A 12436-nucleotide genomic window follows, 5' to 3' on the forward strand; every position below is an offset into this window, starting at 1 on the left:
GCCACGCTCGGCACAATGCATAAGAAACAAATCACACACAACAGATCCTGAGAGGAGAGAACCCATGAAACGTCGTGCCCTGATGCTGTCGCTGGCAGCCACCATCGCCGCTGCTGCCCTCGCGCCCGCTGGCGCCATGGCGCAGAGCTACAAAGCCGAGTACAAGATGTCGCTGGTGCTCGGCCCGGCCTTCCCGTGGGGCAAGGGCGGCGAGATCTGGGCTGACCTGGTGCGCCAGCGCACCAGCGGCCGCATCAACATCAAACTGTACCCGGGCACCTCGCTGGTGGCCGGCGACCAGACCCGCGAGTTCTCGGCGATCCGCCAGGGCGTGATCGACATGGCGGTCGGCTCGACCATCAACTGGTCACCGCAGGTCAAGGAGCTGAACCTGTTCTCGCTGCCGTTCCTGATGCCTGACTACAAGGCACTGGACGCCCTCACGCAAGGGGAAGTCGGCAAGTCGATCTTCGCGACCCTGGACAAGTCCGGTGTGGTGCCGCTGGCCTGGGGCGAGAACGGCTTTCGCGAAGTCTCCAACTCCAAGCGCGAAATCCGCAAGCCAGAAGACCTGAAAGGCATGAAGCTGCGTGTGGTGGGCTCGCCGCTGTATATCGAGACCTTCAATGCGCTCGGCGCCAACCCGACCCAGATGAGCTGGGCCGACGCGCAGCCGGCCATGGCCTCGGGCGCGGTGGATGGCCAGGAAAATCCGCAATCGGTGTTCGCCGCCGCCAAGCTCTACACGGTGGGCCAGAAGTACGTGACCACCTGGGGCTACGTGGCTGACCCGCTGATCTTCGTGGTCAACAAGCAGATCTGGGAAAGCTGGACGCCGGCCGACCGCGAGATCGTCAAGCAAGCCGCCATCGACGCCGGCAAGCAGGAAACGGCGCTGGCCCGCAAGGGCCTGGTCGAGGCGGGCGCGCCGGCCTGGAAGGATATGGAAACCCACGGTGTGAAGGTGGCGCAACTGACGCCGGCCGAGCACGATGCCTTCCGCAAGGCCACGGCCAAGGTCTACGACAAGTGGAAGAAGCAGATTGGCGTGGATCTGGTGAGCAAGGCAGAAGCCTCGATCGCCAAGCGCTAAGCGGCTGGCAATCGCCAAGGCGTGGGGTGGCGCTAACGCTCCCCCACGCCCGTGGGGCTGTTGCGGGAATGGCACCGCCAATCCCGCAATGGTTACAAAACGCGGTCCTTGCTGGGAAGCTTGTTACAATCCGCCGTCGGTGGGGTGCGCGTTGCGCATCATTGCCGCCGGGCAGTGCCGCATGATGCACCCCGATTTCCTGAACCGTATTTCGTCCCCGTCCCAGCCGGAACGCCATGTTGAATAATTCCTGCCGCGCCCCCTTGCTAGCCAGCCTGATCGGCCTGGCCTTGTCGCTGTCCGCCTCCGGTGTCGTGGCGGCGGCCGAGCCCGTGCCGATGTCGGTGGCCCCGGCGCCGCTGACCGCTTCGGGCAGCATGCCGCAGGCCTCGCCGGCATCCCTGGGGTTGGTGTCGGAGCTGCAGAAGCGCCTGCGCGACAGGTCGGTGCGCGAGCTGCGCACCAGCTACAACGGCGACTACGGCACCACGCTGATGCTCGCGGACGATCAGGTGGTTTGCTATGTGGCGCTGTTTTACCAGAAGAATCTCTGGCGGGTTTTCCGCTTCGAATCGATCGGGGCGGCGGAACAGGCTTACCGCCAGGTAACGCAGCAGAGCGCGGCCTGGGCCGATGACGATATCCGCCGTCAGGTGCTGGCATCGCAAAAACGCGCGTTTGACAAGGCACTGCAAGAAACCGAGGCGCGTGCCAATGCGCTCAATGAAGACGTGCGCGTGATGCAGGCGCAGCGCCAGCGTATCGCCGAAGAGCAGAAGACGGCGCGCGTCGAGGTTCAGAGCGCGGAAATCGAGAGCCGCGCCTCCCGTATCCGCCTGGAGCAGCTGCAGCAGCAGATCCGCCGCATGGAATCGTCCCTGACGGATTCCGGCCTCGGCATCCCCGGCATCCCCGGCGCGCCCGGCAGCGATCGCCCTGTGCGCCGCTAAGCCATCGCGCTAAGCCATCGTTTTCCTGGCTTTGCCTGTCATGCCGGCGGCGTCCGTCGCCGGCCGGCACTCACCTCAACTTCTGCACGCAGATTCGGCTTGTTCCGAGATGAGCATGCTTGGCTGATCGAAGGCCAAGGCAGCCGTCCTCCTGATGTGCCGATGCGCAAACCGTCGCTTTCGCCGATGGAAGCGACCGGCTCCCGGTGTTACGCTCACGCGGATGAAACCCGTATTCACTCTGCACATGCCCATCCGTTGGGGCGACATGGACGCCATGGGCCATGTCAACAACACGGTCTACTTCCGCTACCTGGAACAGGCGCGCATTGCCTGGTTCGAGTCGCTGGGACATGGCGGCAAGGACGCCAGCGGTTGCGGACCAGTCATCATCAACGCCCACATGAGTTTCCTGAAGCAGCTGCGCCATCCCGGGGATATCGAGTGCCGGATGTTTGCGGGCGACCTGGGGCGCACGAGCTTCGAGACCCGCATGGAGATCCGCCGCATCGACCAGCCGGACGTGGTGTACGCGCAAGGCGGCGCCAAGGTGGTCTGGTGCGACTACGAGGCCGAAAAATCGGTGCCCGTGCCGCCGGCAATCCGGGCGCTGATGGAGTAGGGCGTCGCCCTTAGTGGTTGACCAGGCGTTGCACCAGGTCGACCGAGGTATGCGCGCCGTACTTCTTCATCAGCCTGGCCCGGTAGATGTCCACCGTGCGGGGGCTGATGGAAAGCAGCTTGCCGATCTGCTTGCTGGTCTTGCCATCCACCAGTTGCGCGGCGATATCGCGTTCGCGCGCCGTCAGCTCGGCGGTGACCGGGCGCTTTTGCGATAGGTCTTCGAAGGTCCAGATGCCGGCGCCCAAGGGCTGCTGGCGGTCCAGCGAGCGCCCGGTGACGTGGCACCAGAACAGGTCGCCCCCGGCGCGCTTCATGATGCGCTCGTCGGAGTAGGAGCCTTTGGCGTTCATGATCGGCACGATGCGCGCGCCGGTGCGCTCGAACTCGTCGGCGGTGGGATAGAGCACCTGGAACGATTCGCCGATCAGGGCGGCCCGGGTGGTGCCAAAGATGCGGCAGAGCTCGTCGTTGCAGTCCTCGATCATGCGCTCGCGCGACAGCACGAGGCCGACTGGGGCGAGCTGGAAGGCGGTCTGGTAGTCGATGGCGGGCATTTGCTTATGTAATTGTACGTATTGGCGCGGGATGCGACGCTTGCGTATGCTGTCGGACGGTTGGCAGCCGGACGATCTCCGTCCGATTGTACCGTTACAATTTCCCTGCGTGACTCGCCGGCATCACCTGGAGGCGGGCGCAATGACAGGAAATCACCGAGGAAGGAGCAAACATGAACAAGGTCTACGCCAGCGCCGCGGAGGCGCTCGCGGGCGTCGTTCGCGACGGCCAGACGATCGCGGTTGGCGGTTTCGGTCTGTGCGGCATCCCGGAGGCGCTGATTGCCGCGCTGCGCGACAGTGGTGCCAAACAGCTCACCTGCATCTCGAATAACGCCGGGGTGGACGGTTTCGGCCTGGGCCTGCTGCTTGCCACACGCCAGATCAAAAAGATGATTTCGTCGTACGTGGGTGAGAACAAGGAGTTCGAGCGCCAGTACCTGGCCGGCGAACTCGAACTGGAATTCACCCCGCAGGGCACGCTGGCCGAGAAGCTGCGCGCCGGCGGCTCGGGCATCCCGGCCTTCTTCACCAAGACCGGCGTGGGCACCATCGTGGCCGACGGCAAGGAAATCCGCGAGTTCGATGGCCAGCAGTACGTGATGGAACGTGCGCTGACCGCTGACGTGGCCCTGGTCAAGGCATATAAGGCGGACCGCGCCGGCAACCTGGTGTTCCGCCGCACCGCGCGCAACTTCAACCCGATGTGCGCGATGGCCGGCAAGGTCACCATCGTCGAGGTCGAGCACCTGGTCGATACCGGCACGCTGGATCCGGATGAGGTCCACACCCCGGGCATCTTCGTGCAGCGCATCGTGCTGAACGCCAATCCCGAGAAACGCATCGAGCAGCGCACCGTGCGTGCCGCGGGCTAAGGAGAATCATCATGGCATGGACACGTGACGAAATGGCGGCGCGCGCCGCGAGCGAACTGCAGGACGGTTTCTATGTGAACCTGGGCATCGGCCTGCCGACGCTGGTGGCCAACCACGTGCCGCAAGGCATGGAAGTCTGGCTGCAATCCGAGAACGGCCTGCTGGGCATCGGCCCGTTCCCGACCGAGGCCGAGGTCGACGCTGACATGATCAACGCCGGCAAGCAGACCGTGACGACGCTGCCGGGCTCGTCGATCTTCTCCTCGGCGGATTCCTTCGCGATGATTCGCGGCGGCCATATCAACCTGGCTATCCTCGGCGCCATGCAGGTCAGCGAGAAGGGCGACCTGGCCAACTGGATGATCCCGGGCAAGATGGTCAAGGGCATGGGCGGCGCGATGGACCTGGTGGCTGGTGTTGGCCGCGTGGTGGTGCTGATGGAACACACCGCCAAGAAGAAGGACGGCAGCGAGGACATCAAGATCCTGGCTTCGTGCGCACTGCCGCTGACTGGCGTGGGCGTGGTCAATCGCATCATCACGGACCTCGGCGTGATCGACGTGACCGAAGCTGGCCTGAAGCTGGTGGAAACCGCGCCGGGCGTGAGCCGCGAAGAGATCCAGAGCAAGACGGGCGCTCCGCTGCTCTGATACGCGCTGTCGCAATGAGAAAAACCCCGCGAGCTTGCGTTCGCGGGGTTTTTTGGATCTCAGCGCCGGGGCGCCTTTGTCAGCTGCTGAAGGTGCTGAAGGTGCTTCAAGTGCTGCGCTTGTTGTAGCTGGCGAAGACCGATGCGCCGCCATCCGCGCGGACCAGCAGGACATCGAACGGGTCCTTGCGCGAGCCCTGTTCCATGCCTGGCGAGCCGACCGGCATGGCGGGCACGGCCAGGCCCACGGCCTTGGGTTTGCTGGCTACCAGCCGCTTGATGTCGGCGGCCGGCACATGGCCCTCGATCGCATAGCCGGCGATGCGGCCGGTATGGCAGGAGCCGAAGCGCTCTGGCATGCCGAAGCGGGCGCGATAGACGCCGGTGTCTTCCACGTCGCGCACGGTCACGGCAACGCCGTTCGCGCGCAGGTGCTCGACCCAGCCCTCGCAACAGCCGCATTGCGGGCTCTTGTACACCTCGATGGCGAGCGGGGCGACAGCGGCGCTGGCGCCGGCGCGCAGCCCCAGCGAGGCGGCGGCGCCCAGGGTCAGGGCGCGCAGAACGTGGCGTCGTTGCATGCTCTGTGCCTTTGTTTTCATTGCGCTCATTGCGCCACCCAGCCGCCATCCATGTTCCAGGCCACGCCGCGCACCTGGCGGGCCGCGTCGCTGGCCAGGAACACGGCCAGCGCGCCAAGCTCGTCGGGCGTGACGAACTGGCCAGAAGGCTGCTTCTCGATCACCAGTTCGTGCTTGGCCTGCTCCACGGGAATGCCGTCCTTCTGCGCGCGCGCTTCGACCTGCTTTTGCACCAGTGGCGTCAGCACCCAGCCCGGGCAGATCGCATTGGCCGTCACGCCGGTCTGGGCGGTTTCCAGCGCGGTGACCTTGGTCAGGCCGACGATGCCGTGCTTGGCGGCTACGTAGGCGGATTTTTGCGCGGAGGCCACCAGCCCGTGGGCGGAGGCGATATTGATGATGCGGCCCCAGTCCTTGCGCTTCATGCCGGGCAGGGCGAGGCGGGTGGTGTGGAAGGCGGAGGTCAGGTTGATGGCGATGATCGCGTCCCAGCGTTCGGGCGGGAAGTCCTCGATATTGGCCACGTGCTGGATGCCGGCATTGTTGACGAGGATATCGGCGCCGCCGAATTCCGCATCGGCGTAGCGCATCATGTCCTCGATCTCGGCGGACTTGCTCATGTCCGCGCCGTGGTAGCCCACGCGGATGTCCGTGCCGGCCTGCGCGATCTCGCGCTTGGCGGCTTCTGCATCGCCGAAGCCGTTGACGATGATGTTGGCGCCCTGGGCGGCCAGCGCCTGTGCGATGCCGAGCCCGATACCGCTGGTGGAACCTGTGACCAGTGCCGTCTTGCCTTTAAGCATGTTTGCCCTTTCGTCGGAGTGCTTTGCACGTTGGAATTGGACTGCGCGAGGGACCCGTCGCGCGCCAGCGGCAAAGGCATGGCGGCGAGAACCCCGATGCTGTGGCATTGTAACTGCTGCAGCGTACAATCCACCTTTGCCCAACCCGGGCGCCACCATGCCGGCGGCGCCATTCTTGCTACCGTCTTGCCAGGGAGTTCAGATGTCGTCAGTCAGTCCGCGCCTCGGCTTCGTCCAGTGCATCAGCCCCGCGGGTCTTCACCGCATGGCCTATCACGAGTGGGGCGATCCCACCAATCCCCGGGTGCTGATGTGCGTGCATGGCCTGACGCGCACCGGCCGCGACTTCGACACCGTTGCGGCCGCCTTGTGCGGCGAGTACCGTGTGGTGTGCCCCGACGTGGTCGGGCGCGGCCGCTCGGACTGGCTCGCGGACCCGCGCCGCTACGTGGCGCCGCAGTACGTGTCCGATATGGTCACCCTGATCGCCCGGCTCAATGTCGAGCAGGTCGACTGGTTTGGCACCTCGATGGGCGGCCTGATCGGCATGGGACTGGCGGGCCTGCCCAAGTCGCCGGTGCGCAAGCTGCTGCTCAACGACGTGGGCCCGCGCATCGCCGCCTCGGCGGTGGAGCGCATCGGTGCCTACCTGGGCCTGCCGGTGCGCTTCAAGACCTTCGAGGAAGGCCTGGCTTACCTTCAGACCATCAGCGCGTCTTTTGGCCGGCACACGCCCGAGCAATGGCGCGAGCTCAACGGCGCCATCCTCAAGCCCGTGCAGGGCGCGGAAGGCCTGGAATGGGGCTTGCATTACGATCCGGCGATGGCGGTGCCGTTCCGCGAGACCACGCCCGAGCAGGTGAGCGCGGGCGAGGCAGCGCTGTGGCAGATGTTCGAGGCCATCCAGGCGCCCACGCTGTTGGTGCGCGGTGCGCAGTCCGACCTGCTCACGCGCGAGACGGTGGCGGAAATGGTGGCGCGCGGGCGCAACGTGACCGCCGTGGAAGTGCCGGATGTGGGGCATGCCCCGACGTTCATCGATCCCGCGCAAGTGGCCATCGCCAAGCAGTTTTTCCTGGGCGCGGGCTGAAGCGAGACGCGCTGCCTGGCCCCGATGATCTTGATGTTTTACCCGACGACGAAAGTATTGCCATGAGTACCAATGAACTGAAGCGCGCCCACGTGGGCAAGCGCCTGTCCGAATACGCGATCTACAACGGCGTGGTCTACCTCGCCGGCCAGGTGCCGGAAGTCGATCCCGGCGCGGACCTGCGTGGCCAGACCGCCGAGGTGCTGGGACATATCGAGCGCCTCTTGAACGAAGCGGGCAGCGACAAGAGCCGGATTCTCTCGTGCCAGATCTTCCTCACCGACGTCGACCAGATCGGCATCATGAACGAAGTCTGGGACGCGTGGGTGGTGCAGGGCCATACGCCCCCGCGCGCCACCGTGGAGGCTCGCCTGGCCAATCCGCAGTACCTGATCGAAGTGGTGGTCACCGCCGCGCTCAAGTAAGGCTGGGGCAGCGAGATGGTGACGTCGACTGACCTGACCGGGCAGATTGCCGGCACGCCCGATGCCGGGCTGGTGGAGCGCGCCCTGGCGTTCGTGCGCGAGCGCGGCAGCGCGGCGTTGCTGCCCACCGGCGAAACCGTGCTCTCGCATGCCGAGGGCATGCTGCGCATTCTCGACGGCCTGCGCGTCGACGATGCCGCGCGCGCGGCGGCCTGCCTGTTTGCGCTGGCCGCGTTCGTGCCTGGCAGCGAGGAGGAAATCGAGCCGCTCTTCGGCGAAGAGGTGGCGGGGCTGGTCAAGGGGGTGCGGCAGTTGTTGCGCATCGGCGCGATCGCGGTGGGCCACAGCGGCGCGCCTGAAACCACCAAGGACGAAATCGCCGCGCGCCAGGAGCAGGTGGAGGCGCTGCGCAAGATGCTGCTGGCCTTCGCGCAGGACATCCGCGTGGTGCTGGTGCGCCTCGCCTCGCGGCTGCAGACGCTGCGCTGGCTGGCGCAGGTCAAGGCGCAGCCGCTGCCGGGCGTCGCGCGCGAAACGCTGGACATCTACGCGCCGCTGGCCAACCGGCTCGGGATCTGGCAGATGAAGTGGGAGCTGGAGGACCTGGCATTCCGCTTCGAGCAGCCCGACACCTACAAGCGCATCGCGCGGCTGCTCGACGAAAAACGCATCGAGCGCGAAGGCTATATCGCCAGCGCCATCGCGCGGCTACAGTCCGAGCTGGCATCGGCCGAGATCCGCGCCGAGGTGAGCGGGCGGCCCAAGCATATCTACAGCATCTGGAAGAAGATGCGCGGCAAGGAGCTCGACTTCGCCGATCTCTACGATGTGCGAGCCTTCCGCGTGATCGTCGACGACATCAAGGATTGCTACACCGTGCTGGGCATCGTGCACCATATCTGGCAGCCGATTCCGCGCGAGTTCGATGACTACATTTCCCGGCCCAAATCGAACGGCTACAAGTCGCTGCACACGGTCGTGATCGGCGACGACGGGCGCGCCTTCGAGGTGCAGATCCGCACCCAGGAGATGCATCACTTCGCCGAGTACGGCGTGGCCGCGCACTGGCGCTACAAGGAAGCGGGCAGCAAGGGTTATAGCGGCCAGTTCTCCGCCAGCGAACGCTACGACGAGAAGATCGCGTGGCTGCGCCAGCTGCTGGCGTGGAAGGACGACGCCGATCATTCGGTTGCGCACGACGAGTCGCCGTGGGAGCAGCTCAAGCACGCGGCCATCGACGACCACATCTACGTGCTGACGCCGCAGGCGCGCGTGGTGGCGTTGCCGCAGGGCGCTACGCCGGTGGATTTCGCGTACTACCTGCATACGGACCTGGGCCATCGCTGCCGCGGCGCGCGCGTGGACGGCACCATGGTGCCGCTGAACACGCCGCTGAAGAATGGGCAAACGGTGGACATCATTGCCGTCAAGCAGGGCGGCCCGTCACGCGACTGGCTCAACGCGGAACTAGGCTACCTGGCCAGCCCGCGGGCGCGCGCCAAGGTGCGCGCCTGGTTCAATGCGCTGGATTCGCAAGAGACCATGTCGCAAGGCCGCGCGCTGATCGACAAGACCTTGCAGCGCGAGGGCAAGACCGCTGTCAACTTGGATGACCTTGCCGCGCGGCTGGGTTTCAAGACGCCGGACGACCTGTTCGCCGCGGTCGCCAAGGATGAGTTCAGCCTGCGCCATGTGGAGCAGGCGCTGCGGCACCCCGAGGGCGAAGCCGCGGTGGTGCAGAGCGAGGAAGAGGCCGTCACCAAGAAGAGCCGCGCCACCAGCGTGGCGCGTGGCGCCAAGAGCGGTGTGCTGGTGGTGGGCGTGGATTCGCTGCTCACGCAGATGTCCAAATGCTGCAAGCCGGCGCCGCCGGACGAGATCGTGGGCTTCGTCACGCGCGGGCGCGGCGTCTCGATCCATCGCCGCACCTGCCACACCTTCGGGCAGCTCTCGGCGCGCGCGCCGGAGCGCGTGATCCATACCGAGTGGGGCAAGCGCAGCGATGCCGTCTATCCGGTGGACATCCACGTGGAGGCGATCGACCGGCAAGGGCTGCTGCGTGACATCTCCGAAGTGCTGTCGCGCGAGAAGATCAATGTCACCGGCGTGAAGACGCTGTCGAGCAAAGGCGTCGCGCGGATGCAGTTTACCGCCGAGGTTTCCGAGGCCACGCAGTTGCAGCGCGCACTCGGTTTGATCGAAGATGTGGTGGGGGTCTTGCAAGCGAAAAGAAAGTGATGCTATACTTTCGTTCTCCGTAGGCTCGTAGCTCAGCTGGTTAGAGCACCACCTTGACATGGTGGGGGTCGTTGGTTCGAGTCCAATCGAGCCTACCAACGAACAAGCAGTAAGACGTAGGCGCAGTGCAGCAGGCGCATACAGCGGTTAGTTTCAAGCAGTACCATAGGCTCGTAGCTCAGCTGGTTAGAGCACCACCTTGACATGGTGGGGGTCGTTGGTTCGAGTCCAATCGAGCCTACCAACGCATAGCAGTAAGCAGTACCGAAGCAGTCCGGTTGATCCCGATAACCTGGAACGGAAAAGGCGCCATGTTCAAGACACAGCGAACTACTACCGCTAATTAGCGACAGTAGTCGAGGTGCGCCTTCGGACCCGGTGGATTGGGGTTAAATCGAAAAACAACGCAGCCTTGGCTGCGTTTTTTTTCGTCTGTCGCTTATTGGCTCCCTGCTATCCTGCTCGGTCGCCCGTGGGTGGATCCGAGCGAAGTCCCCGCTGTCTGGCTCATGCTGATTGCATGAAGTGGCATGAGCCCGGCGCTACAAGATGCTTTTTATTCGCTTGCCGGCCGTACGGCGCCGGCGGGTGGATTTCTGATGAGGTGCAAGATGATCGCAATCACGCTGCCGGATGGTTCCCGACGCGAATTCCCCGGCCCGGTAACGGTGGCCGAAGTGGCGCAGAGCATTGGCTCGGGCCTGGCCAAGGCTGCCCTGGCGGGCAAGGTGGATGGGCAGATGGTCGACACCAGCTTCCTCATCGAGCGCGATGCTGCTCTGGCCATCGTCACGGACAAGGATGCCGATGGCGTTGATGTGATCCGTCACTCGACGGCGCACTTGCTGGCCTACGCTGTCAAGGCGCTGTATCCCGAGGCGCAGGTGACGATCGGCCCGGTGATCGAGAACGGCTTCTACTACGACTTCGCCTACAAGCGCCCCTTCACGCCCGAGGACCTGGTTGCCATCGAGAAGAAGATGGCCGAGCTCGCCAAGAAGGACGAGAAGGTAACGCGCGAAGTCTGGAGCCGCGACGAGGCCGTGAAGCTGTTCGAGTCGATGGGCGAGAAGTACAAGGCCGAGATCATCGCCTCGATCCCGCAGGACCAGGAGATCGGCCTGTATCGCGAAGGCGAGTTCGTCGACCTCTGCCGCGGGCCGCACGTGCCGTCCACGGGCAAGCTCAAGGTCTTCAAGCTGATGAAGGTGGCGGGTGCCTACTGGCGCGGCGACGCCAAGAACGAGATGCTTCAGCGCATCTATGGCACGGCCTGGGCCAAGAAGGAAGACCAGGAAGCCTACCTGCACATGCTGGAAGAGGCCGAGAAGCGCGACCACCGCAAGCTGGGCAAGCTGCTCGACCTGTTCCACCTGCAGGAAGAGGCGCCGGGCATGGTGTTCTGGCACCCGAAGGGCTGGCAGGTGTGGCAGGCGGTGGAGCAGTACATGCGTGGCCGCCTGACGCAGGCCGGCTATGAAGAAGTGCGCACGCCGCAAGTGATGGATCGTTCGCTGTGGGAGAAGTCAGGCCACTGGCAGAACTACAAGGAGAACATGTTCGTCACGGAGTCGGAGAAGCGCGACTACGCGATCAAGCCGATGAACTGCCCTGGCCATGTGCAGATTTTCAATCACGGCCTGCGCTCCTACCGCGACCTGCCGCTGCGCCTGGCCGAGTTCGGCGCCTGCCATCGCAACGAGCCCTCCGGCGCGCTGCACGGGCTGATGCGCGTGCGTGGCTTTGTGCAGGATGACGCGCACATTTTCTGCACGGAAGAGCAGATCGTCGCGGAGGCCAAGGCTTTCAACGAACTGGCGTTCTCCGTGTACGACGATTTCGGCTTCAAGGATATCGCGGTCAAGTTGTCGCTGCGCCCGGATCAGCGCGCCGGTTCGGACGAAGTCTGGGATCACGCCGAGGAAGGCCTGCGCCTGGCGCTGCGCGCCTGCGGCGTGGAGTGGGAAGAGCTGCCGGGCGAGGGCGCCTTCTATGGTCCCAAGGTCGAATACCATATCAAGGACGCCATCGGCCGGTCTTGGCAATGCGGCACGCTGCAGCTGGACCTGGTGCTGCCGGAGCGCCTGGATGCCGAATACGTCTCCGAAGACAACTCGCGCAAGCGCCCGGTCATGCTGCACCGGGCCATCCTGGGCTCTTTCGAGCGCTTCCTGGGCATCTTGCTGGAAAACCACGCCGGCGCACTGCCCGCCTGGCTGGCGCCAGAGCAGGTCCTGGTGCTGAATATTGCCGACTCGCAGGCGGAATATGCCGAAAACGTCGTGCAACTGCTGCAAAAACAAGGATTTAGGGCTAAGGCGGATTTGCGTAACGAGAAAATTACGTATAAAATCCGCGAGCATTCCCTTCAGAAGATTCCCTACCTCCTGGTAGTGGGCGACAAAGAACGGGATGCCAGTCAAGTGGCCGTGCGTGCCCGTGGCAACGTGGATCTGGGCGTGATGTCCGTCTCCGCGTTTGTGGAGCGTCTGCAACAGGACGTAGCCAGCAAAGCCTGATGGGATGAGCACGGCTTGTTTTTTGTCTTCTTGAG

General features: G+C 64.7%; 12 protein-coding genes and 2 tRNA genes. 11 read left to right on the top strand and 3 right to left on the bottom strand.

Going from position 1 to position 12436, the window contains the following annotated elements; translation table 11 throughout:
* Positions 1–64 precede the first annotated feature (64 nt).
* The 3 genes from ACX12D_RS07020 to ACX12D_RS07030 all read left to right on the top strand — a co-directional run bounded on the left by ACX12D_RS07020 (position 65) and on the right by ACX12D_RS07030 (position 2665).
* Complete coding sequence (locus ACX12D_RS07020) at positions 65–1093, top strand: DctP family TRAP transporter solute-binding subunit (protein WP_459373428.1); 1029 nt, start codon at positions 65–67, stop codon at positions 1091–1093.
* Between the two features lie 236 nt (positions 1094–1329).
* Positions 1330–2043: a DUF2968 domain-containing protein gene (locus ACX12D_RS07025; protein ID WP_459373429.1), complete on the top strand. Its 714-nt coding sequence runs from the start codon at positions 1330–1332 to the stop codon at positions 2041–2043.
* Between the two features lie 223 nt (positions 2044–2266).
* Complete coding sequence (locus ACX12D_RS07030) at positions 2267–2665, top strand: acyl-CoA thioesterase (protein WP_459373430.1); 399 nt, start codon at positions 2267–2269, stop codon at positions 2663–2665.
* Between the two features lie 10 nt (positions 2666–2675).
* Here ACX12D_RS07030 and ACX12D_RS07035 read toward each other — a convergent pair whose 3' ends face one another.
* A complete protein-coding gene (locus ACX12D_RS07035) occupies positions 2676–3221 on the bottom strand; it encodes a PAS domain-containing protein (protein ID WP_459373431.1) in 546 nt (181 codons plus the stop codon).
* A gap of 173 nt (positions 3222–3394) precedes the next feature.
* On the opposite strand from ACX12D_RS07035, the gene ACX12D_RS07040 reads away from it, so the two are divergent.
* Positions 3395–4096: a CoA transferase subunit A gene (locus ACX12D_RS07040; RefSeq protein WP_043345022.1), complete on the top strand. Its 702-nt coding sequence runs from the start codon at positions 3395–3397 to the stop codon at positions 4094–4096.
* Positions 4097–4107: 11 nt separating this feature from the next.
* Positions 4108–4746 (top strand): CoA transferase subunit B, encoded by a 639-nt coding sequence (locus tag ACX12D_RS07045; RefSeq protein ID WP_150983922.1) that lies wholly within the window; start codon positions 4108–4110, stop codon positions 4744–4746.
* A gap of 106 nt (positions 4747–4852) precedes the next feature.
* Here ACX12D_RS07045 and ACX12D_RS07050 read toward each other — a convergent pair whose 3' ends face one another.
* Entirely contained in the window at positions 4853–5326 is a 474-nt protein-coding gene (locus ACX12D_RS07050) for a DUF411 domain-containing protein (protein WP_459373432.1), read from the bottom strand.
* A 26-nt stretch (positions 5327–5352) separates the two neighbouring features.
* Positions 5353–6129: a 3-hydroxybutyrate dehydrogenase gene (locus ACX12D_RS07055; RefSeq protein ID WP_459373433.1), complete on the bottom strand. Its 777-nt coding sequence runs from the start codon at positions 6127–6129 to the stop codon at positions 5353–5355.
* Between the two features lie 202 nt (positions 6130–6331).
* Here ACX12D_RS07055 and ACX12D_RS07060 point away from each other — a divergent pair, with 202 nt between their 5' ends.
* From ACX12D_RS07060 to thrS, 6 genes are all read left to right on the top strand, one after another.
* Positions 6332–7219: an alpha/beta fold hydrolase gene (locus ACX12D_RS07060; protein ID WP_459373434.1), complete on the top strand. Its 888-nt coding sequence runs from the start codon at positions 6332–6334 to the stop codon at positions 7217–7219.
* 62 nt (positions 7220–7281) lie between these two features.
* A complete protein-coding gene (locus ACX12D_RS07065) occupies positions 7282–7644 on the top strand; it encodes a RidA family protein (protein ID WP_253930062.1) in 363 nt (120 codons plus the stop codon).
* Between the two features lie 15 nt (positions 7645–7659).
* Positions 7660–9882 (top strand): RelA/SpoT family protein, encoded by a 2223-nt coding sequence (locus ACX12D_RS07070; RefSeq protein WP_459373435.1) that lies wholly within the window; start codon positions 7660–7662, stop codon positions 9880–9882.
* A 21-nt stretch (positions 9883–9903) separates the two neighbouring features.
* Positions 9904–9980, top strand: a tRNA-Val gene (locus tag ACX12D_RS07075).
* A gap of 69 nt (positions 9981–10049) precedes the next feature.
* Positions 10050–10126, top strand: a tRNA-Val gene (locus ACX12D_RS07080).
* A gap of 367 nt (positions 10127–10493) precedes the next feature.
* On the top strand, positions 10494–12401 hold the full coding sequence (thrS, locus tag ACX12D_RS07085; RefSeq protein WP_043345032.1) for a threonine--tRNA ligase: 1908 nt from the start codon (positions 10494–10496) through the stop codon (positions 12399–12401).
* The last annotated feature ends 35 nt before the right edge of the window (positions 12402–12436 follow it).

Source organism: Cupriavidus sp. PET2-C1 (genome assembly GCF_054515855.1).